The following is a 23,056-nucleotide window of genomic DNA, read 5'->3' on the forward strand; positions in this document are numbered from 1 at the left end:
CGGAATTTGAAGGAGATGTTACGATGAGTGATCAGAAATCTCTCGATATAAAAGTACTTGGCGACTCCGCCATCATTATAAAACTAGGCGAAGGCATCCACCCTTCCATCCACCAGCAAGTGAAAAATCTATCTTATCTTTTGGATGAATACCCATTTGACGGATTTATCGAGTCAGTTCCTGCTTATAATAGCTTGGCAGTATACTACTCTCCGTATCTCGTCTATCAATCAATGAATGGCTTTCAGATCGACGGCACACCTATTGAAAAAGTCACCGATTATATTAACCAGCTGGCTATCCAAATTTCCGACCTGCCTGTTACCGAAGGAAGATTAGTCGAGATTCCTGTTCTGTACGGCGGAGAATTCGGTCCTGATTTGGAAATCGTGGCAGAAACGCACGGCATGTCTGTCGAAGAAGTCATTACCATTCATACGACACCTGAATATCTCGTCTACATGATTGGCTTCGCTCCAGGATTCCCGTTTCTCGGAGGCCTCGACGAACGCATCGCGACGCCAAGAAAATTAACGCCACGGACATCTATTCCTCCTGGCTCTGTTGGAATCGCTGGTAAACAAACGGGTGTCTATCCACTCGAAACGCCAGGCGGCTGGCAAATTATCGGACGCACACCGACCGACCTGTTCGTTCCCGATATGTCTCCCCCGTCTTTATTGCAGTCAGGAGATAAAATTAAATTTTGCCCGATGACGCAAGAAGAGTATGATGAGCAAAAGAAGGTGATCGCATGTCAGTAAACGTATTAAATGCAGGACTTTTAACTACCATTCAAGATATTGGTCGCACCGGTTCCCAAAAATTCGGGGTTCTTGTAAGCGGTGCCATGGATAGCTATTCGATGCGCATCGCGAACTTGCTTGTAGGCAATAATGAACGTGAAGGCATTCTAGAAATCACGTTATTTGGCACGACGCTACAGTTTGAGGAAGATACATTGATCGCGATTACTGGCGGAGATCTTCAAACGACAGTTGACGGCATACCGGTGGCGAATTGGCGGCCTTTGATTATTCAAAAAGGTTCAATACTAAAATTTGGCTTTGCAATTGAAGGTTGTCGGGCGTATTTGGCGATTGCCGGAGGGATTGACGTACCGGTTGTCATGGAAAGTAAAAGTACGTATATGGTGGCGGGAATTGGTGGTTTTAACGGAAGAGCCTTACAGCAAAATGATCAGCTTTCATTCGGCCCATTAACGGAATCAAACGCAAAAGTCTTTGCGTTGATTGAACAAAACGGCACGCCAGACTGGGCTGTACCGCATCATCCGTTAATCAGTTTGGCATCCACGCAAACGATTCGCATGATTGAAGGCACGGAATATAAGCACTTTGACGAAGCGAGTAAACAACGACTTGTGAGCGAGCCGTATGTGGTTACACCGCAATCGAACCGGATGGGCTTACGGCTCGAAGGACAGGCGCTTTCGTTAACAGAGAAACTGGAACTATTGTCAGAAGGTGTGACATTCGGAACGGTTCAAATCCCTCCTAACGGCAAGCCGATTATTTTAATGGCGGACAGACAAACCGCTGGCGGCTATCCGAAAATCGGTCAAGTCATCACCGCCGACTTAGGTAGCCTGTCACAAGCGAAACCGAACGCAAAACTTTATTTCCAACTCATTACACACGCACAAGCAGAGCTTGAACTCATTGCTAAAGAAGAGCTGATCAAGCAAATTAAAATCGGTATTCAACATAAACTCCACTACTAAAACAAAAACCTTTGCGTTTCAGCCTAACTGAATCACAAAGGTTTCTTTCATCCTGTATAGCCAAGTTGCCTGGAAATCTCTAAGGCAGCTTCTTTCACTTTAGGAACAAGTATTTTCAAATTTTCATCCTGATAATTCGCTTCAATACCCGCAATACTAATCCCCGCAATAACATCTCCATTAAAGTCAAAAATCGGTGCAGCCACAGAAGAAGTGAAATTCTCAAGCTCTGAATTACTGAGCGCATAGCCGTTCTGACGCGTCTCCTCAATAGACGCAAGCAACGACTCCCGATCCGTGAACGTACCGTTACCTAACTGCTGTAATTCGGTCTTATCCAAATACTCCGCGATATAGCTATCCGAAAGATGAGATAAAATAATGCGCGAACAAGCCCCAGCATACAATGGGCTGCTTCTGCCAATCGCCGTATACAAACGAACTTTCTGGAACGTATCGATCTTCTCCACATAAATCGCCTGATCGCCTTGCCGGACAATCAAATTAATCGCTTCTTTCACATCGTTATGTAGCTCTTCCATAATCGGATATGCAATCTTGCGAATATCCAATCGTTTCGAAACGAGACTGCCATATTTCAAAAACAACAGACCAAGACGATACTGTGAATCCGCGCCTTTCTCGAGAAACTTCATTTCTTCGAGTGAAGACAGCATGCGGTAGACGGAGGATTTCGGGATGCCCGATAGGTCTATGATTTCTTGGAATGTTAGGGCTGGGTGGTCAACGAATAGGTTGAGTATGTCTAACGAACGGACGACTGTTTTGTTGTTTGTGCTCATGTTGGCTCCTTTCCAGTGGGTAGTTCACTTCATTTGTCATAGATTGAATAGAATCTTATATGGTTGAGTATAGCATCCAAGTGAATTGTTGCCTAGACTGCTCTTATAGGACCAGAACCAACTACTATCATTAACTTATAACTACAACTTAAAAATCATGCTTCACTTTAATAATTGCAGTATGCCTTGTGTCATCTGATTAGCCTGGACTAACATGGCTTGTGAAGCTTGTAATAGAATTTGATGTCCTGTTAACTGAGTAATTTCCTTGGACATATCCGTGTCTCTAATTCTAGATTCAGATGACAAAATATTTTCATGGTAGTTCGCTACGTTATTTCCGGTATGTTGCAAAACATTTTGATAGCTACCATACTTTGACCTTTCAGAAGATATTTTCTGAACCGCTTGATCAACCAATGAAATTGCCTCTTCTGCTTCTTTCCGATTGGAAACGGTTAGTTTCGAAATACCTAAAGCTGATGTTCTAGCATCCGTCAGAACGATTTTCATATTTTGCCCCGTATTCGCTCCTACTTGTAGCAACAACATAGTCCCTGAATTTTCATTGCCATTGTTTTCAATAGAGTTGCCTAACTCTATACGCCATATATCTCCACCTGTACTAGTGTCTATTTTGTTATCCGAATGAAATATGATGAACTTCCCATTTGGTGACCACGATGGATAGATATTATGAGCATGCTGGTTGGCAGTTTCCATTTTACTCGTGATGTCTGTCTGCCCTGTTCCGTCAAGATTCATCATATATACTTGTGCATCGTCTATAGCCCCCGCTGGCGATGAATAGGCAATTAGCATTCCATCAGGCGATATTCTAGGTTGAACTCCATTTGAAGCCAATTGTGTAATACTTAGCGTGTCTAAAGCTAAGCTATAGATACTATTGTTTGACTCATACACGAGTTGCTTCCCGTCAGCTGTTAATACTGGTGAAGCTGCGTTTTTATCTGACAACACTATTTCTCTGGACAAATCAAATATCGATACAGACTCTATCCCAGTAGCAGTTTTAAAATAAACAGTATCACTATTCGTATTCCAAGCTGGCCGTGATCCAAACGTTTGATCAACAGGAACAGTAGAATCGGTTGTCAATTGAATCACATTACTACCATCTAAGTTAGATATATACAAATTACTGTCTTTTACATAAGCGATAGACTTTCCATCTTCAGAAAGTGCAGGTTGACTAGCACCTGACACAGCTAGTTGTTGATCCGATCCGTCGGCATTCATTACATAAATATTTGTATCACGTGTAAAAGCAATTCTATCGCCTTTCCAACTTGCTTGTGTATCATATTCAACAGTAGAAGTCAGCTGTGTTTCAGAACCATTAATCACTGTAACACCAGACGCTCCAACAATTTCACTTGTTCTATTCAATAAAGGAATGGTATTAAATTCTGTATTATTTGCGATTTGATCAATACCTTGTTTAATTTGTGCAACCTCTAACTGCAGTAATTTTCTATCGTCGTCTGTCAGTGTATCATTTGCCGCCTGAACTGCTAACTCTCTAAGACGCAGTAACATAGGATCATTAATTTTGCCTAATGCAGCATCGGCAGTTTCTGCAAGTGAAATTCCATCTTTTATATTCTGCTTAGCTTGCTCTAGACCACGTATTTGCCCTCGCATCTTCTCTGAAATCGCTAAACCGGCCGTATCATCTGCGGCTTGGTTAATGCGCATACCCGTACTCAATTTCTTTAAGGATTCATTTGCATATTGAGAGTTTTGTTGTTGATTTCTATAATTATTTAAAGCCGGTATATTATGATTGATTCGCAACGTAATCCCTTCTTCCACCTATGTATGTGACAACTATAAATATCTCAGTCTCTATTTCTTATCGGTAATTTTTGGGTTATATTAACTATTACTTTTTAATCATGAAAATTCAGGATAACCCACCTTTTTGAAGTAAGACCTAAGTTGCCAAAAGTTTACACAGCCCTATTATTAAGTAATCCCACGGTATTGTCTTCAACAATCCTTTAGTTCCCCATGGTATACTAGTACTTATTGTAAAAAAAGGAGTTCTTTCATATGCCATACGACGTACTATTATTCGATCTAGACGATACATTATTCGACTTTGAAGAAACAGAAAAACACGCACTCGGCAATACATTTAACACGTTCGGACTACCAAACGGTCTAGAGGCGTACCGCGATACATACCGCGCGATCAGTTCCGTCATCTGGGATGATCTCGAACAAGGACGTATCTCACTTGAAGAGTTGAAAGTGGAACGCTTCCGTCGATTATTCACACACCATGAACTGCAAGTAAATGCCTCAGATTTCGGTGAACTATACATCGAAAACTTAGGCAATGAATCACATATGATCGAAGGCGTAGAAGAAATGATGGCTAAGCTAACGGATTACCGATTGGCGATCTTAACAAATGGCTTCACAATTGCTCAACACGCTCGCATAGCCGGCTCGCCTCTACACAATACATTCGAAGCGATTATCGCTTCCGAAGAAACAGGCTTCAAAAAACCACAGCCTGAGATTTTTGACTACACGTTTGAGAAACTCGGCATCACCGATCCTTCCCGTGTTCTGATGATCGGCGATTCTCTGACTTCCGACATTCAAGGTGGAATTAACGCTGGCATCGATACATGCTGGTTCAACCGATGCCGTCGCGAAAACCAAACTGGAATTCAACCAACCTATGAAATTCATTCATGGGCAGAATTCAGCGTGGACCGTACTCTAGTAAAGAATAACTAAACTAAAACCAGTAACCCCTCCAATACATTGCGTTGGAGGGGTTACTCATCTACTTATTCAGCTAATAATAAATGACCTAAGAACTTTTTACTTTCTCTCGCTTGCCGCCTCAACAAATTTCTCAAACAACGTCAACGACAAACGATCATCCCGCTTCACCATCGCTTCAGGATGCCACTGAACGCCTACGACAAAACGATGCGCAGTACTCTCTAAAGCTTCAATGACCCCATCCTTCGCAACCGCGGTCACGACAAGTGGTGCCTGGACCTCCTTCACCGCCTGATGATGCAGCGAATTCACGCGGACTTCTGAAGTGTCTGCCCACTCCGCCAACTTACTATCGCCTACAATATCAATTGAATGAAACGCATAATCTAAATCCGTCAACTGATGATGCTGCAGTAAATCTTCCGATAACTGCGCATACATATCCTGATAAATCGTTCCACCAAACGCCACATTGATCAACTGATACCCTCGGCAAATCCCAAACACCGGCTTATCTTGTTCTGCCATTCTCTTAATTAACGCAAGCTCCGACTCATCCCGCTCAGGTAACACTTTCCCAAGCTGCCGATGTGGTTCTTCACCATACAAATACGGATCGATGTCTTCCCCGCCGATTAGCAATACACCATCCAATCGATCGCACACTTCTTCAATTGCTTCCAGTCCTACCGGCAAAATAACCGGTATGCCACCTGCTTGTCGAACCGCTCGTATGAACCGAGTCTGAACGAATGTATCTCCGTTTTGGTCTATATCTGATGTTACACCAATTACTGGTTTCATGTACCGCACTCTCCCTTTTACATTCTTACAAGTGATGAAATATGGTATACCCGAATTTGTGGGAAGTTACTCGGGGATGGGTACATTACTAAACAGGTAAATAGAAAAACCAGATTTCAATTCATGTCGCGAATGGAAGTCTGGTATAGATGGAGTATGGTTATGTTCTATAAAAAGATGTTTATTAAATAGCCTCTTCTAACGAATTGATCGATTCTAGCTTTTATTTTAAAATACTAACCACCAATTTGAAAGCGTATACAAAATCATTTATATAGAAGAGACTCCACACATTCTCAAACCGTTTTCGTTACAGCAAACAGTTTTCTTCTACTACTTCTTCTTCCGGCAGAATAATCTTATACGGGATAGGCGACGACAATACAATGGAAGTCGTTAACGTGCCAAATGGAATCAGCCGGTCGATCAGCTCACTCATTTTGGCCATACTAGACGTGGCGGCTTTTAAAATATAATTGGTCGTTCCGGTCACACGGTGACATTCAAGAATGGAGTTTTCTTCTTTGATTTGTTCCTCAAACTCAGTCGGCTTCTTTTTTAATTCACTGACCTGGATGAATAGTAACGTGTCCAATCCAAGTGCCTGCAATGAAACTCGCGTAGTGAATTCTTGAATAATACCTTTTTCTTGCAAGCGAAGCAAACGCTCCGAAACACTCGGACGGCTAAGAGATAATTGTTTAGAAAGATCACTAATTGTCACACGGCTGTTTTCTTGCAATAGTTTCAATAATGTAATGTCCGTTTTGTTCAAAACCACACCTCTTTCCAAAATGAAGGATAAATGCACCAAAGTTATTCAAAATTGTGTCGTTTTCGTGAAAAACACTTTCTTCTGATATGTAAATAAATTATAACTTACTCTAATATTAAGTCAAAGGGAAAACAGCAACCGAGGGAGGTACGGAACAGATCACATGCATCCCAAAATCTATGTATACATTTTTTTACATGAAAGTGTAAGCGGTTTCAAGCTCTAAAAATGATCTTCTACTTAGTAAAAACTATAACACAAAAGGAACGTGACGCATGCATACGAATAATCAGTGGTCTTCTAAATTAGGTTTTATTTTAGCAGCAGCAGGCTCAGCAATCGGTTTAGGTGCTATTTGGAAATTCCCTTATGTAGCAGGTACAAGTGGCGGTGGAGCTTTTTTATTAATCTTTTTACTTTTCACCTTCCTGATTGGACTTCCGCTACTCATGGGAGAATTCATTATTGGACGGAGTACGCAAAAGAACGCAATTGATTCCTATAAAACGATCGCACCGGGTACATCGTGGCATTTGATCGGTAGATTAGGAATTGTGACCTGTTTCATCCTTCTATCATTTTACAGCGTGGTGGGCGGTTGGGTGCTCATCTACATCTGGAAAGCTGCCACGGGGAGTCTGAGTGGTCTGACACAGGCTGACTATGGAGATTTATTCGGCAACATTGTATCAAGCCCCTACGTAAGTGTAGGTGCCCAGCTCCTATTCATGATTATGACAACATTTGTCATAGCAAAAGGAGTGACAAGTGGTATAGAGAAGGCCAGCAAATATATGATGCCTGCACTGTTCGTCTTGTTTATCATCTTGACTATACGGTCATTCACTCTCGACGGAGCGATGGCAGGTGTTAGCTTCTTCTTAAAACCTGACTTTGGCAATATAACCTCTGAAACCATTTTGTTCGCGATGGGGCAATCCTTCTTTGCACTTAGTATCGGTGTTTCCGTCATGGTGACATACAGTTCGTATTTATCCAAGAAGGAAAGTTTGCCACAATCCGCTATTTCTATCGTATTAATGAACTTGCTCGTGGCCGTTCTAGCCGGATTGGTTATTTTCCCAGCCGTCTTTGCATTCGGTCTCGAACCGGACGCAGGTCCTACATTACTCTTTAATGTATTGCCTACCATTTTCGGGCAACTGCCGTTTGGCACATTGTTCTTCTTAGCATTTTTGATTTTGTTCCTGTTTGCAGCGCTCACTTCCGCATTTTCCATGCTGGAAATTATTGTAGCGGCCACTTCCAAAGGGGATCACAAGAAGAGAAAACATCACGCCTGGTTGATTGGCGCGGCTATCTTTATTGTCGGTGTTCCATCCGCCTTATCGTACGGCATCTTATCAGACTTTACGATTTTCGGTTTAATTCTGTTTGACGCTTTCGACTTTTTAGTAAGTAATATTCTCATGCCACTTGGTGCGTTGTTGATTGCTATTTTCATTCCCATAAAAATACCGAAAGAAAAGCTCTATGAAGAATTGAAGGCAGGCTCCAACATCAGCACAAAGTTATTTTCTGCCTGGTTTTTATTAATTCGTTACCTCGCACCGGTAGCTATTCTAATCGTTTTTGCAGATGTACTTGGACTATTGAACTTCTTGAAATAACTAGATAGATTGCTGATCCCCTAGGTTTACAGCAAAAAAATAGAGGAGGAAATGAATTTGGTAACTTTAGAACAGACTTTACAAGACGACAAGGCAAGTGTATTGGATAAAATGGTCGAGCATGAACAAGTTTTATTTTGTAATGACAAAGCAACCGGTCTTCAAGCCATTATTGCAGTCCACGATACGACTATGGGACCTGCACTCGGTGGATGTCGCATGGCACCGTATCAAACTATGGATCTTGCATTAAAAGATGTTCTTCGCCTATCTAAAGGGATGACATATAAATGTGCGGCAGCTGATGTTGATTTCGGTGGCGGTAAATCCGTCATCATCGGAGATCCATTAAAAGATAAAACACCTGAAAAGTTCCGTGCTTTTGGTCAATTCATCGAATCCTTAAATGGACGCTTCTATACAGGAACAGACATGGGCACAACGCTTGAGGACTTCGTGCAAGCCATGAAAGAAACAAACTACATCGTAGGCAAGCCGGTTGAATATGGCGGTGGCGGAGACTCATCCATCCCTACTGCACTCGGAGTATTCTATGGTATCAAAGCGACAAACCAGAATTTGTTCGGTGACGACAAAGTAGAAGGCCGAAAATACAGTATCCAAGGTCTCGGAAAAGTAGGTTACAAAGTAGCGGAACATATTATTAATGAAGGTGGAAACGTGATCGTCACAGATATTAATGAACAGGCGATTGCAGATATTCAGCAGCTTGGTGGAAATGCTGTCAAAGTCGTATCAAGTGAGGAGATTTACAGTCAGCAAGCAGATATTTTTGTTCCTTGTGCATTTGGTGGCGTGATCAATGACGACACGCTCAACGTACTGAAAGTTCGAGGAATTTCCGGTTCCGCAAACAACCAGCTCGCGGAAAGCCGTCATGGAGAACTGCTCCGTGAAAAAGGGATTCTGTACGCACCCGACTATATCGTGAACGGTGGCGGTCTAATCCAAGTGGCGGATGAACTGTACGGAACGAACCCTGCACGTGTACTCGCTAAAACTGAAAACATCTATAACTCGCTACTTGAAGTATTCAATCAAGCAGAACAGGATCATATTCCAACTGCCACTGCTGCCGACCGTATGTGTGAAAAGCGTATTGCAGATGCTAAGAACCGCAATAGCTTCTTTACGCAATCCAACCGACCAAAATGGAATTTTCATCAGTAATAAAAATAGCTGAATGGGGTGAAGGATTCATGGAAGAATTATATCCAATTACACAATATGTGAATGAAGAAGGTACGTTTACGGATGACTCGATTAAAGAAGATCTATCAGCCGAATTAGTTCATTCGTTTTACTATAATATGCTGCGTATTCGAACGTTCGACCGCAAAGCGAAGAGCCTGCAACGTCAAGGTCGCCTCGGTACGTATGCCCTTTTTGAAGGGCAGGAGGCTGCTCAAGTAGGAAGCGCTCTGTCTTTGAAAAAAGATGACTGGGTGTTTCCAACCTACCGTGATCACGGTGCTATATTGACGTTCGGTGCGAATATGCCAAAAGTGCTGCTGTACTGGAACGGGCGCGCGGAAGGTAATCTGCATCCCGATCGCAATATCTTCCCTCCAGCGGTTCCCATTGCCACACAGCTTCCGCATGCAGCAGGTGCTGCCTGGGCAGATAAGCGTAAAGGCAATAAAAATGTTTCTATCGCGTACTTTGGCGACGGGGCGACATCTGAAGGAGACTTTCACGAAGGCATGAACTTTGCTAGCGTCTTTAAGTTACCAGTTGTGTTCTTTAACCAGAACAATGGATATGCCATCTCGGTCCCAATCGAGAAGCAAATGAACTCGAAAACCATCGCTCAAAAAAGTGTTGCATACGGCATGCCTGGCATCCGTATTGATGGGAACGATATTTTCGCCGTGTATTTCGAAACAAAAAAAGCATTCGACAGAGCGAGAAACGGTGACGGACCGACTTTAATCGAAGCCGTTACCCAGCGGTTCGGTGCGCATACAACAGCTGACGATCCGACAAAATACCGCGACCAAAACAAAGTGGATGCCACACGTGACCAACTAGATCCCCTATTGCGCTTAGAGCGCTTCATGAAAGAACAAAATTACTGGGACGACAAGTGGGTGCAAGAAATTAGTACACAGATCAACGAGGATATCGAAAAAGCAATCATAGAAATGGAAAACTTCCCTAAAGCGAATGTAGAAGATTTATTCGACCACGTATTTGCAGAAATGCCATGGCCATTACGGGAGCAGAAAGAACAGTATTTACAATCCGTTAGGAGTGATCAGTAATGAATCCAGTCGCTGAAAAGTCAACAATTGAAACGAATACAACGACACGTTCATTAACGCTTGTGCAGGCTGTGACAGATGCACTCGGCACGATGCTCGCTGAAGACAACCGCGTCATGCTGCTCGGTGAAGACATCGGAAAAAATGGCGGTGTATTCCGCGCAACCGAAGGCCTGCAAGAAAAGTTCGGTGAAGATCGTGTCATTGACACACCGTTAAGTGAAGCTGGCATTGTCGGCTCCTCTGTCGGGCTGGCAGTGAACGGAATGATTCCAATCGTGGAAATACAATTTCTCGGTTTTGTCTATCCGGCATACGAACAAATCGCCACGCATGTGAGCCGCGTCAGAATGCGGACAATGAGCAAGTATACAGTGCCAATGGTGATTCGTGCACCGTACGGAGCGGGAGTGCGCGCACCAGAAATTCATTCAGACAGTCCCGAATCTCTCTTTACACATATGCCAGGCATTAAAGTCGTCTGCCCTTCATCCCCTGCCGACGCTAAAGGTTTACTAATCGCAGCGATTAAAGATCCCGACCCGGTTTTGTTCATGGAGCCGATGCGTTTATACCGCGCGTTCCGTGAAGATGTTCCAGAAGGGATGTATGAAGTCGAAATCGGAAAAGGTAAGAAAATTACTGAAGGTGATGATGTAACCGTCATCACTTGGGGCGCCATGGTGCCTGTTGCGAAGAAAGCGGTTGAAAAAGCGAAAGCAAAAGGAATTCAGTGTGACTTCATTGATATGCGTACACTATTTCCATTAGATCAAGATATCATCACAGAATCCGTACAAAAAACCGGCCGCGTAGTAGTGGTGCACGAATCACATGAAACGACAGGCGTCGGAAACGATATTCTTTCCATTATCAATAAAACTTCATTCTTATATATGAAAGCACCGATTGAAAAAGTAACAGGATTTGATGTACCCGTGCCCTTCTTCGCACTGGAAGATGATTATCTACCCACTCCTAAACGAATAGGAGAAGCAATCGAAAAAGTGTATACATTCTAAGGGGGTCTTACATTGTTAGAAGTGAAACTGCATGATATAGGAGAAGGAATGACAGAAGCCGAGATTCTTCACTACTTCGTGAAGCCCGGCGACTCTGTTGTTGCTGATCAAGCACTTGTAGAAGTACAAACGGATAAAATGGTGGCAGAATTACCGTCACCCGCAACTGGAATTGTAAGAGAACTATTAATCGATACTACTTCTACTGTAGAAGTAGGTACGACGATCTTACTAATAGAAGCGGTAAACCATTCAGGACGAGCGGAGCAAGAAACCGCCATCGCTACTGCCGAGACGGTACCGGCAAATCAGGCTACACCGATTGCAACGAAAATCAAAGGACCACATCGGATCAAGGCAGCTCCGTACACACGGAAAATTGCCAGAGAAAACGATGTCGACATTACACTTGTCAACGGAACAGGTCCTGCAGGCCGTATATTAGAACAGGACGTGTACCACTTTATGGAGACGGTAAGCAACCAGATTGCTGCGTCACAGGAAACTGCGACAACGAACATTGTGCAACCTGCTCCCCGCTCTCCTGTAACTAAAGTAGCATCGATACCGGCAGAAGCGGAGACCATTCCTTTCACAGGCATCCGCAAGCAAATTGCGAAGAAAATGACACACTCACTGACGACCATTCCGCATGTTACACATTTCGAGGAAATCGATATGACGAATCTCCTTGCGCTGCGCCAGGAATTAAAAGCAGACGGTGTCTCTGTTTCCGCAGTCGCATTTTTCATCAAAGCACTAGTCGTAGCGCTGAAAGACTTCCCTGTTTTCAACGCTAAGCTCGATGAAGAAAATGGAGTCATCATTTTGGAAAAAGATTATCATATCGGACTTGCCGTCGATTCAACACTCGGACTCATTGTGCCGGTTTTGAAAAATGCTCACAAGAAAACATTGCTGGAAGTCCACAATGAAATGAAAGAGCTGAATGAAAAAGCACGGCTCGGTACATTGTCAGGTAATGAAATGCGTGGCGGCACTATGACGATCACGAACGTAGGACCCCTCGGAAGTACAGGAGCCACGCCCATTATCAATCATCCTGAAACGGCAATTATCGCATTCCATAAGACGAAGAAATGTGCAATCGTCACGGATGACGATGAAATTGCGATCCGCTCGATGATGAATATTTCCATGTCATTTGACCACCGAGTAGCAGACGGTGCAACAGCGGTAGCCTTTACAAACCGCTTTGCAGAATTGATTGAACATCCTAAAAAGCTTTGGTTGGAGTTGATATAATCGGTGTGGCTGTTGCAGCACTCGGTATGGATTTTGTAATGCGTGCGGAAGATTTCACTTTCCCGAATTATGCACGTCCCAGTAGTAACGAATCACTAGTAGAAGCTGTTGAAGGCTTGGCTAGATTAGTGATCCACATGGCACCGACAAAGAATTAATACCTTAACCCGGTTTACGTTAACCGGGTTTTTCCATGTCCTATTTCATTTACTTCACAAATAAAAAAATCTTCCCCTATTATAGGAAAAGATTTTTAGTAACCGTTTTCATGAAGCCGCAAAGCTGCTCACACAATCTGTACATAATGGCCATGTTGATTTCTATTTGTAGCACTGGCTCGACTTACTTAGGCAAGATCATTATAGATGAAACGACGTCCCCGACTTTCTTATCCTGTTGAAACAGACTAGCCACTACATATGCCATCTTGCGTCCAAGCCGTTCTACACGTGCTTCTACTTCCACAGTTCCTGCGAATACAGGTCGGTGAAACGTCGTATGTATATCCACAGAAGCAAATGTCTGATCTTCGGTTATTTTGGAAGCCACCGCATAAGCCATCATAATATCTGCCGCAGATGTTAAAAAGCCGCCCATCGACACTCCGTTTCCATTCATGAACTTCTCATCCACCGTCCAAACACCACGGGCCACTCCATCCTCCGCTGATAATACTTCAATCTGCAAGGTTCCATCACAATTCGGCGGTGTCGCTTCCCCTTTTACTACTTCCATCAAATTCACTGTTTTTGGCTGTGTCATGAATTCATTCACTCCTATCCTTTATTCCCATACACACGATAATACTGCTCTAACCCCTCAATCAGACGCTCCGTCCGCTTCGCAGTATACTGTTCAAACGAAGGATCTTCTATTTCTTTAACAAGCGACCATAAAGACCAAAGAAAATCCGACTTCAATTTTTGTAGATCAAGCGACTGTTTCGAAGTAGTCGGCAAACCGTAATAATCGAGTAACTCTTGCTCCTGTTGCTCATTTAACTCACGTTCCAAAATAAACGCTGCCAAATCCCATTCTGGTAAATAATTCGCACTGTACTCCCAGTCGATCAACAGCAACTGCTTTGCATCATTCTGAATAAAATTACCCGTCACCGAATCCATATGACACGACACATACTCTTGCCGTTCCCCTTGCATCAACTTCCTCAACCGCTCCTCCAACAACACATACAGCGAAGGGATTTCCGTTAACGCAATCTTATACTTCTCAACCTCACCCCAATAATTAAAACGATTCGGAAACTCCCTTTTCGACGAATGAAGTGTAGACAACACTCCCGCAATCTTTTCCAAATACTCCGGCGTCACAATCAACTCTCGCGTTAAAGTAGCCGTCGCATCATAGTACGGAGTCATTTTAATCCCTTCATCGGTAAACACCACATTGCCAACCGTCACGCCAATTTCGGCCGCAATTCGCTGGTTTTCTTTTTCATGCTGGCGGTTGATAATGTCTTCGAACTCATGTGCCGGGAAACGTAAAACGTATTTTTTTCCTTTGTGTTCGACGAGGAAGTTTAGATTGGTGAGACCGCCTAGTCTTTTTATGTATGTTAGATCTTCGATTAGAAACACTTTTTCGCACCTCTGTTCTTCGTAATATAGTCCGTTCTGTTCTTAAAGCTAGTTTCCGACTTACAATTATTAATTATTCTGAAATATAAAATTAAAAAATAATGATCGAAATCAAACATTTTACCACATGTCACTTTTCTTCCCACTCCATAGAGCAAGCCCTCACTTACGCATATCAACTCACCTATTAGATTATTATCTTTCAACGTATCCTTTAAATCAATAGTAATACTAGATTCCTTATAGATCCGTTATAATCCGTAGTTGTATTCGCTATCCTAATTTCAACTTCATTCATCGTTTTGCTGGGTTCATGACACTCTGTGAGGATTCACTCAGCATGTCCCCTTTCACTTTTCATATAGAGCTATTTCGCGAAAAGGATACTCACAACAAAAAACTTTTTGTGATTGCTATGATTCTAGGTTTGGTCATTCACGTACTAGACATGAAATGTGCAACGTCGAGATTCTTCTCGACAATGTTCTTATTTCTTAAGATTCTTTAAGTTCTTTGGTTATTGGCCTGGCGGTTTTAGGCAAGTGCACTTGCCCAATGTCGTCAGGTACACCTGTCGACTTTAGGCAGACCACCTGTAACTATTGGGCAGTGCTTTTTTGTTTGCCTGTGCATCATACAACTCCAAAACAATTTAGAATAGTATCTAAACCGTTTGATGGACAGGTAGGCTACACTTTGACACATAATTTTTACGATCTCATAACCTCTAACCAAGCACTTTTATGTAACAACTGTTACATAAAAGTGGGTAATTTAAATACCCCTAATTGGATAGTCTTCGAAAATGTTATATGTGATATCATTATAACGTATGGAACAAAGAAATTTATTTTTTAAAAGGAGGACATCATCAACTTGGGCCTTATCGTAGCCATGATTCTCGTTATTATTGTTTTGGTTGTCGGACTGATTTTGACTCTCTCTATTGCTAATTCTAGTACGGATTCTAAGAAGAAAAAGTACAACAGCAAAAAATCTTTTTCCAATTTGCTGTGGATTTATGTTTTATCATTACCCGTGATTATTATATTGACTGTTATAGCTATATTTATATTTTACTAACACTGGAAGACGGTTTGGGACTACTGAAAAGACACATGTTTTTTCGATTCTCAGAAACCGTCTTAATTTTCAGTACCTGTACAGCAAACTTTCTTGATTGTTTGAACTATCGTGTTTACCACAATATTCATGTTAGTTTTTCACACCAGTACCCTACACTAGCGAAAGTTATTAGATCCTCACTTAACTTTAACCCAATTCAGAAGAGTTTCTGAGTTGTGATGGAACTTGTAAAGGATTCTGTGTCACAAGACAAATCGGAACTCTAGTTTAGATACTCATAGTCCGAAGGCTTCTTGATAAAACCTTCAAATTGTTTATCACGAGAAGCTTCTTGTATTTCTTTAAGAATTTTTAAAGGTAATTGTATTGTTACTGCGGTTTCTACTTTATTTCCATGAAGTTTCATCACTTCCCTTTTGTAAGCCTCTCGGTACGGCGTATAAACGTGTGAACCTCCAAAATTAGATATATTACAAACAACAATATTGCAATATAAAATCCTGTGCAAGGAATCTGATATTGAATAGTAATAATTTAAATCCGGATTGAATGCAACTATAAACAACGTTTGGATTTTCTTTTGCAGAATTTGATGAATAGGTAAATTTAGATAATCTACACAAATCAATACTGCCCAATTTCCAAACTCTTTACTTTTAAATAAATATAGTTTACTTCCAGGTAAAAAGTAATATCCCTCCTTTTTTATGGCGGCTTCTTCTGTTGTAGCAGGATAAATTTTAGGTATTCTCCAAACCATTGCTTTTTCTCTCATACCTAGTTCTGCTTTTGGACCTGGAACTGCAATAAATGCTTCATTCTGAATAAATTTCTTGCCATTAACTGTCTTTTTATGATGGAACTCTACCCCACCGATTATTATAAGATCGTTTTCATTACATAAAGTAGGAATATGAGATCGAATATAACTATTTGGAACTGTGATCTCTGGGAGTATTAGAAAGTCTGAGTTGTCCCCTTTAGCCACTTCGATAGCTTTTCGAATTTTCTCCCACATAACCTTTGGATATTTATAGCTTAAGCCATTATTAGGATCGAGTTTATCTGCATCAGAAAAATTATCATTACCAATCTGCCCAATTGTCACTTTAATATTTTCTTTCATATCTTTTACCTCCTTAGCTGATCTGTATCTATCTCTAGTAATTCCAATTTTCTATTGTATTTTTTTGTAATTAATTCATCTTTGATGTTTACAAAATAATCATTAATGAAATCTAAAATATCATTATTATAACTTTTAGAACGGGAAACATCTCGATAAGGGAGTCTTTCAAGTGGCGCTCCATAAATATCTTGATAAAATCCTTGATGAATATTCAAATTATCAACAAAAAAACTTGCGATTTTCGAAGATGGATAATAAGTTAACTCAAAGTAACTTTGTAAATCATTCCATTTGTAAAATGAATATTCTTTTGTAATATGGCTATGAACAGGTCTATTTGTTAGCATTGAAAACAGCAACTTTGCGTAATATTTTGTATCCAATACATCTACATCCAAATTTTTATTAAAGTTTTCTATAAATATCTCATTTCGAACGCTTTCCCAATCATTAAAGTCAATCTTTATATTATATAAATTATTTTCATCAAAAACATTATTGGCCTTGTTTTTAGAAACCTTAATATTTCTTTTTATTATTAAGACTAATAAATTCACATATTCATATTCAGCTAGAGAGTGTAAGACATTTTGCTTTGCCGTTATCATTTCTAGATTATACGGCAACAATTCACAGTAAAATATCCAATCTGCAATTGACGTTTTCTCATTAGGATCTTTATGTTGCTTTGGTAAATAAACAGAACGGTCATCTGTAACCGAATAAAACTTTCTAATCCTACTGAAAGACTCAAATCTTTCTTGTGCAAACGATTTGTATGGAGACTCACTTACTCCGTTGTTGTTTTCATCTTCACACCATTCAAAAATACCTTTAAACTTTTTAGGGTTTTCAAAGTATTTTTTTATACTATAGTGTATAAACTCTTGCACCTCAAAGTATAATTCTTTTTTTTGATCTTGCAGTAATGTACTCAAGTCATTACCTTTAGTTATTTCATCAAGCTTATAAAACAATTCTTTATTTAAGTATTTGAACGATACTTTCGCAAAAGAGAGCCAATTACTAATATCTACGTTATCTTCAGATAGTATGTCTTTCTTTAATATTTTATAAATAACATGATCTATTTCTTCAAAATCATATTCTTTTACTTCTTTATCCCAATATAATCCCTCTTTTAACATTTTGATCCCTACCATCAATGCATTTTCTGAGGTGTTGTTTTTTAATACATTGTTACTTCCTGGATACGGGAAAATATATTTATCATATGCATAGCATAAGGTTTTGAGGTTACTTGGTGATACGTTAGATATTTTACATAGTTGAAGCGGTAGTCTCAATCTCATAATAGAGAACGACCAATATAATTCACATTTTTCTGTCCAAGTAATAAAAGGAACGGCATACCATTGTAAGAACACTTCATCAAAAATTTTTATTAACTTTTTTCTCTGGTCGTTTGTAAATGCGTACCAATTATTAGACATTATATTCATAATTCTGGATCTGATAGTAGAAAAATATATTGAATTTACTCCATTTGAATACTCTACATTTTTAGATAATCCTAATAAAAAACTTTTAAATTCCTCATAACCATCATCTTGATCTTCAATTAACTTTAGAATCATCAACACATAAACATCATAAAAACCCATCTTGTAAGGATATTTTTTTATTGCTTCAATCAACAAACAAAAAAACTTTTTAAGCTGTTCTTTTTTTAGAGTAGTTCTGCAAATTATTTCGTTATATGAATTCTTTAATCTCCAAGCAGCAAATACTTTTACTGTTTCTTCTTTTAACTCTCCAAGATCATTGTCAGCACTCATATAAAATAACATTTCTTGAATAAACATATCTAGCTCTTGATCGCTTAAGGCTTTTAATTTTATATCAACTGTTGTAGATACACTTTTAGTTATGTGACTAGTTTCTATACACTTTTCAACTATTACATTTGGACATATTGTAATTCCTAGCCAGACTAGTTGTTTTTTTAAATTCTCATCATAGTTAGCCGGGTTAACCTTCAAACTTTTAATTTCATTTTTTAATATTTCTACATAGGCTGGGGCTGCCTTATTTGTATCTTGTAACTGATTCAAAATCTTTAAAATCTCGCTATTGTCAGTTGGTAATGTCTTAGAAAGAGAGGGTTCTAAATCAATAGTTTTCATTTTCATTTTAACTTTTTCAATGTACTCAATTATGTCTTTTTCATTGTTAGAAATGAACGTATAGTCGTCTGTATATCTAAGTACAGATATATCGCCCACCTTATTTGCTTCTCGTATATCGGCTTGGATTTGAATATCCACAAAATAATTTAAAGTACAATTGGATAAAAAATTAGAAGCGATTAAATCTAAAGGTAAAGTAGAATTTAAAAATGAAACTAAATTATCAATATTAAAATCATCTTTATCATTTAACTGTTCGTATAAACTCTTTAGTATATTCAAATACTCAGGACTGATTTCGTCTTTATCTGGATAAAGTATTTGAATTTGCAAAAGAGCATTTATAATTGTAAGAATCTTTTTGATATCAAAGTGTTTTGTGTCAAATCCTTTAATTTTCTGAAGCTCTAACAATCTCTTTCTCAATGCTTTTTTCACAAAATCTTTTTTTAATGTTGGAAAAAACTCTCTTATATCAAGTTCACCTATAAATATTTTGTTTCTTCCAGCCATCATTTTATCTATTTCATTTAATTTATACGCATTAAATTTTCTTAAAGCCATCTGATGGCTCTCATATAATCTTTTATCATTATAATGAATGTAACTTGAAGACCAAGTATTATTATCGTCTTCCCCATGAGAACCATTTAAACGTTTTAATCTCCCATTAAAACTCCAAGGAACCATCCAATCAAACTGTTTCCGTGTATTTTCATCACAGATAGAATATGTATTCTTTATCTTTTCGTTCGTATCGAACCATTCACCTATAATTAGAATCACCGTTGCCCATAAAACTTGATATTTAAAAGGAAAAGACACTTTTGGTCTCATTCTCACTTCATCGTTTGGACCATTTGATTTCGGAAAGAAGTAAAGGTAGGCTTCCATTCCCTTAATTTCTGAATGCAACTCTTCAGGCGCTTTTAATAATTCATTTAGATATTCAATATTAGACTTCAAATCTTTTTCAAATAAAAGTATATCTACTTGATCAGTAAAGCTAGTTTCTACAGTCACAAAGTGTTTTGCCTTTTTGTAACCAAAGTATAAGAAATCTAGGTACGTTTTTTCATTCATAAAATTACCTCACTAACGTTTTGATTTTTTGCACAACTGTGCATCGTACAACTCTGACACTATTCAGAATAACTCTCAAGTTGTGGGATGCGCTGATGCACAATACTGATGTAGCCGTCTTCCCTTTTTCCATATTAGTTTTTCACATATGTACTCTCCACTAAATCCATCCACTTAATTAGTCATATCGTCTCACACTAATTTTACCACAATCCTGTATATATATGACGAAAGGTTTCAAACATAGACAACAGGCAACGTATCTATATCCACTCTTTCATATACACAAAAAACCTCCTTCCAGTTCATCACTTCGAAGAAAATAGCCCTCTACTTTCCCGCCCTTCTATGTCATAAAAGGCTTATAACAACAAAATAATTAGATAGTAGGTAATGACTATGCCGCTACCTTTAATTCCATTGATCGTTCTGGGGGCTACTGCTGCGTCGACAGCACTGGCTGGCAAGAAGGGCTATGATTCTGTTAAAAATATGAAGGAAACAAGGCAGTTGGCAAGTGAACTAGAGACTTCATATAATGAAGTCTACGAAGAGTTTAAGCGTGTTCGAGATGCGACCAATAAAGAGTTTGAGATATACGGGCTGTTGAAGCTGGAAATTTTAGACGGTTCCATGAAGCATTTTGTAGAGACATTCAAACAGATCAAGCACGTGAATTTCACAAATGAGGCAGTTACGGAAGAGTTTGTTTCCAATAGTGAAATAGAGCAGTTTGTTTTAACTATTGAAAAACAAGTAGTGAAAGCCGGACAAGTTTTGGCAGCGGGTATCGCATCATTGGCTGGCGGTGGACTGGCGGCGATGGGTGCGTTAGGAGCTACAACTACGTTTGCTGCTGCGTCTACCGGCACAGCAATAGTAGCCCTCAGCGGGATTGCGGCACAGAATGCAACGCTTGCTTTCCTTGGCGGCGGTTCATTGGCTGCCGGCGGACTGGGTGTTGCGGACGGGACACTGGTGCTGGGCGGTATTGCACTGGCCCCTGCTTTGGCAATTGGCAGCTTGATTTTTGCAGCTTCGACGGAAAAGAAACTGCAGGAGATGTACGGCCGACAGGCAGAGGCGCAGGCGGAAATAGAGAAACTCCAGGCCGCCACAAATGTTATGGAACAGATTACTAGCACGACCGCTAGCATGCGTAATTTGGCAAAGAGTACAGACCTGCTGCTGTCAGCTACTATTCATAAAATGTCTGAAATCATGCAAAGTAAAGGCGCTGACTTCGTGGGTATGAAATGGATGAAAAAACAGTGATTCATAACAGTTATAAATTAGCCGTCATCATGCGGGATATTTTGAATACGACAATTCTCGACGAGCAAGGTGAGTTAATTCCCCACATTCACTCAGTCATCACTGCGAATAAAAAGAAATTCACCACTATACAGGAGGGATAATATGGTTTCCTTACGCCAGTCAGAGATATTCTTTATCGCAGGACAAGTAGTCAGCGAGATTATTGAACGCCAGGGTAATGCGCTGATTGAAACTGTAGCAGGCTCCGAACGATTACAGAAAGTCGCCGAACAATATGAAAATTGTGCCTCAAGTTATACGCAGGGTCGCATGTTTGAAATTATCGAGATGACTAAATTCAATGCAGCCTCCGCAAAAGCAGGCAATTTACTGCGCGCGGTCACAACCGATCAGCTTGGAGAACCGCATGCTGCGGCCGATCTGCTGATCCGCAATGCTAACGGCGATGTAATGAAAGAAATACAAGCAAAATCTTACGAGAAAGCCGCTGCTACTACTCATGCCATTGCCAAACCGAAATACAACGGTATGGACCGACTCGTCAACAAAGAAAATGAGGATAAAGTAAATGAACTCATTGAGAAGCGGATGAATACGGAGGGAATTTACGCACAGAACTACCGAGACGCTCACGGTTCCGTCAAAGGGCAGACGGAATATGGTGATATCCAAAGCGGGGGGACGACTCATAAAGAAGCACTGCAGGCAGCTGAAGATCCTAACAGCTACACGTCTGCCATGAACCGTGCCGAATTATTCAACGGAGCCCGGAATGCAATGGTCAGCGGAGTATTGGCAGGAGCTTTCGTAGGCGGTACGATCACTGCCGCTCAGGGAGCATTCAATAAGGAATTCAGCGCAAAAGAAACCGGCAAGGCTGCAGCCTACAGTGCTGCCCGCGGTGCAGTAGTCAGCGGGGTGGCCTATGGTCTGAAATACTTGGGCAAGAACCATCCGCTCATGTCCGGCAACATTGTCACTACACTTGCCAGTGCAGCCATAAGCACGACTGAACTGGGTTATCAGTTTCTATCGGGAAAAATATCCACGGAGGAACTGGTCGAAGGACTTGGTTCTAATGCGCTGACTTGTTTTTCGGGTATCGTCATGACCGCCGCAGGAGCTGCATTGTTCGGACCAATCGGAGCAGCCGTGTCTGCAACTGTCGCTTTAATTGGAATGAAGCAGCTGTACAGCGTGTTTGCGAATGCCAGAGAGGATCTGCAGCTGACAATAGAAGCGAGACAAAAAGCTGAGGAACTGTCTGCCGCAATGATTTTGGAAATAAAAGCTGAAGAAGAACGGTTGATTTCCTACTATCAAGAATATGAGACTACTTTTGCGGAATTGAAGAAGTTGGTGGATGTTGCTGTTTTGGACGATAGTATAACTGAACAGGCGATTGTTGCGTTAGCGGAGGGGTTGAGTGTTGGTTTTGAGTATGAGACGTTTGAGGTATTTGAGGAATTTATGTTGAGTGACGGGGTTTTGGATTTGTGAAGGTTACTTTATTAAATACAGGCCCTGACATAATTAATAAACGATTCTGAACTAAACGAGATTTGCGTGAGGACCTGGTACCAAGACATCAAATGCCGTCATGGCATGTTATTATCAAACGTGCACCTGTGCCTTA

Annotated in this window: 20 protein-coding genes; 12 read left to right on the forward strand and 8 right to left on the reverse strand. The window is 40.5% G+C overall.

Annotated elements, in window-relative coordinates:
- Positions 1 to 23: 23 nt before the first annotated feature.
- Positions 24 to 764 (forward strand): 5-oxoprolinase subunit PxpB, encoded by a 741-nt coding sequence (gene pxpB, locus CSV61_RS06610; protein ID WP_099638554.1) that lies wholly within the window; start codon positions 24 to 26, stop codon positions 762 to 764.
- A complete protein-coding gene (locus CSV61_RS06615) occupies positions 755 to 1,744 on the forward strand; it encodes a 5-oxoprolinase subunit C family protein (RefSeq protein ID WP_099638555.1) in 990 nt (329 codons plus the stop codon). Before pxpB ends, CSV61_RS06615 begins: the two co-directional genes overlap by 10 nt.
- 47 nt (positions 1,745 to 1,791) lie before the next feature.
- On the opposite strand, the gene CSV61_RS06620 is transcribed toward CSV61_RS06615, so the two are convergent.
- Complete coding sequence (locus tag CSV61_RS06620) at positions 1,792 to 2,547, reverse strand: IclR family transcriptional regulator (RefSeq protein ID WP_099638556.1); 756 nt, start codon at positions 2,545 to 2,547, stop codon at positions 1,792 to 1,794.
- Between the two features lie 162 nt (positions 2,548 to 2,709).
- Positions 2,710 to 4,365 (reverse strand): flagellin N-terminal helical domain-containing protein, encoded by a 1,656-nt coding sequence (locus CSV61_RS06625; RefSeq protein ID WP_099638557.1) that lies wholly within the window; start codon positions 4,363 to 4,365, stop codon positions 2,710 to 2,712.
- Between the two features lie 258 nt (positions 4,366 to 4,623).
- Here CSV61_RS06625 and CSV61_RS06630 point away from each other — a divergent pair, with 258 nt between their 5' ends.
- A complete protein-coding gene (locus tag CSV61_RS06630) occupies positions 4,624 to 5,322 on the forward strand; it encodes a YjjG family noncanonical pyrimidine nucleotidase (protein ID WP_099638558.1) in 699 nt (232 codons plus the stop codon).
- Positions 5,323 to 5,409: 87 nt separating this feature from the next.
- Here CSV61_RS06630 and CSV61_RS06635 read toward each other — a convergent pair whose 3' ends face one another.
- Both CSV61_RS06635 and CSV61_RS06640 read right to left on the reverse strand, forming a co-directional pair.
- Positions 5,410 to 6,117 carry a gamma-glutamyl-gamma-aminobutyrate hydrolase family protein gene (locus CSV61_RS06635; protein WP_099638559.1) on the reverse strand — a complete coding sequence of 236 codons (708 nt, stop codon included), beginning with the start codon at positions 6,115 to 6,117 and terminating at the stop codon, positions 5,410 to 5,412.
- 310 nt (positions 6,118 to 6,427) lie between these two features.
- On the reverse strand, positions 6,428 to 6,892 hold the full coding sequence (locus CSV61_RS06640) for an Lrp/AsnC family transcriptional regulator (protein WP_083035207.1): 465 nt from the start codon (positions 6,890 to 6,892) through the stop codon (positions 6,428 to 6,430).
- Positions 6,893 to 7,167: 275 nt separating this feature from the next.
- Here CSV61_RS06640 and CSV61_RS06645 point away from each other — a divergent pair, with 275 nt between their 5' ends.
- Genes CSV61_RS06645 through CSV61_RS16730 form a run of 6 tightly spaced genes read left to right on the forward strand, consistent with a single transcriptional unit; the run spans position 7,168 to position 13,254 of the window.
- Positions 7,168 to 8,523, forward strand: a complete 1,356-nt coding sequence (locus tag CSV61_RS06645) for a sodium-dependent transporter (protein WP_099638560.1) — start codon at positions 7,168 to 7,170, stop codon at positions 8,521 to 8,523.
- 51 nt (positions 8,524 to 8,574) lie between these two features.
- The gene (locus tag CSV61_RS06650; RefSeq protein ID WP_099638561.1) at positions 8,575 to 9,714 is read left to right on the forward strand and encodes a Glu/Leu/Phe/Val dehydrogenase dimerization domain-containing protein; all 1,140 of its coding nucleotides are present in this window, start codon (positions 8,575 to 8,577) and stop codon (positions 9,712 to 9,714) included.
- Between the two features lie 29 nt (positions 9,715 to 9,743).
- Positions 9,744 to 10,808 (forward strand): pyruvate dehydrogenase (acetyl-transferring) E1 component subunit alpha, encoded by a 1,065-nt coding sequence (gene pdhA, locus CSV61_RS06655; RefSeq protein WP_099638562.1) that lies wholly within the window; start codon positions 9,744 to 9,746, stop codon positions 10,806 to 10,808.
- Positions 10,808 to 11,830: an alpha-ketoacid dehydrogenase subunit beta gene (locus CSV61_RS06660; RefSeq protein WP_099638563.1), complete on the forward strand. Its 1,023-nt coding sequence runs from the start codon at positions 10,808 to 10,810 to the stop codon at positions 11,828 to 11,830. The genes pdhA and CSV61_RS06660 overlap by 1 nt, the downstream gene beginning before the upstream one ends.
- A 12-nt stretch (positions 11,831 to 11,842) precedes the next feature.
- Positions 11,843 to 13,096: a dihydrolipoamide acetyltransferase family protein gene (locus tag CSV61_RS06665; RefSeq protein ID WP_099638564.1), complete on the forward strand. Its 1,254-nt coding sequence runs from the start codon at positions 11,843 to 11,845 to the stop codon at positions 13,094 to 13,096.
- A 5-nt stretch (positions 13,097 to 13,101) separates the two neighbouring features.
- Complete coding sequence (locus tag CSV61_RS16730) at positions 13,102 to 13,254, forward strand: hypothetical protein (RefSeq protein WP_158233788.1); 153 nt, start codon at positions 13,102 to 13,104, stop codon at positions 13,252 to 13,254.
- A 184-nt stretch (positions 13,255 to 13,438) separates the two neighbouring features.
- Here the strand turns inward: CSV61_RS16730 and CSV61_RS06670 are convergent, their stop codons facing one another.
- From CSV61_RS06670 to CSV61_RS06690, 4 genes are all read right to left on the reverse strand, one after another.
- Entirely contained in the window at positions 13,439 to 13,858 is a 420-nt protein-coding gene (locus CSV61_RS06670) for a PaaI family thioesterase (protein ID WP_099638565.1), read from the reverse strand.
- Between the two features lie 14 nt (positions 13,859 to 13,872).
- Positions 13,873 to 14,694 carry a choline kinase family protein gene (locus CSV61_RS06675; protein ID WP_099638566.1) on the reverse strand — a complete coding sequence of 274 codons (822 nt, stop codon included), beginning with the start codon at positions 14,692 to 14,694 and terminating at the stop codon, positions 13,873 to 13,875.
- Between the two features lie 1,348 nt (positions 14,695 to 16,042).
- Entirely contained in the window at positions 16,043 to 16,906 is an 864-nt protein-coding gene (locus CSV61_RS06685; protein ID WP_099638568.1) for a carbon-nitrogen hydrolase family protein, read from the reverse strand.
- Positions 16,907 to 16,911: 5 nt separating this feature from the next.
- Complete coding sequence (locus CSV61_RS06690) at positions 16,912 to 20,142, reverse strand: hypothetical protein (RefSeq protein ID WP_099638569.1); 3,231 nt, start codon at positions 20,140 to 20,142, stop codon at positions 16,912 to 16,914.
- Positions 20,143 to 20,541: 399 nt separating this feature from the next.
- On the opposite strand from CSV61_RS06690, the gene CSV61_RS06695 reads away from it, so the two are divergent.
- Genes CSV61_RS06695 through CSV61_RS06700 form a run of 3 tightly spaced genes read left to right on the forward strand, consistent with a single transcriptional unit; the run spans position 20,542 to position 22,920 of the window.
- Complete coding sequence (locus CSV61_RS06695; RefSeq protein ID WP_099638570.1) at positions 20,542 to 21,417, forward strand: hypothetical protein; 876 nt, start codon at positions 20,542 to 20,544, stop codon at positions 21,415 to 21,417.
- Entirely contained in the window at positions 21,399 to 21,560 is a 162-nt protein-coding gene (locus tag CSV61_RS16735; protein ID WP_158233789.1) for a hypothetical protein, read from the forward strand. The genes CSV61_RS06695 and CSV61_RS16735 overlap by 19 nt, the downstream gene beginning before the upstream one ends.
- A gap of 1 nt (position 21,561) precedes the next feature.
- Positions 21,562 to 22,920 (forward strand): hypothetical protein, encoded by a 1,359-nt coding sequence (locus CSV61_RS06700; protein ID WP_099638571.1) that lies wholly within the window; start codon positions 21,562 to 21,564, stop codon positions 22,918 to 22,920.
- The last annotated feature ends 136 nt before the right edge of the window (positions 22,921 to 23,056 follow it).

This window comes from Sporosarcina sp. P3 (genome assembly GCF_002743415.1).
Classification (GTDB): domain Bacteria; phylum Bacillota; class Bacilli; order Bacillales_A; family Planococcaceae; genus Sporosarcina; species Sporosarcina ureae_A.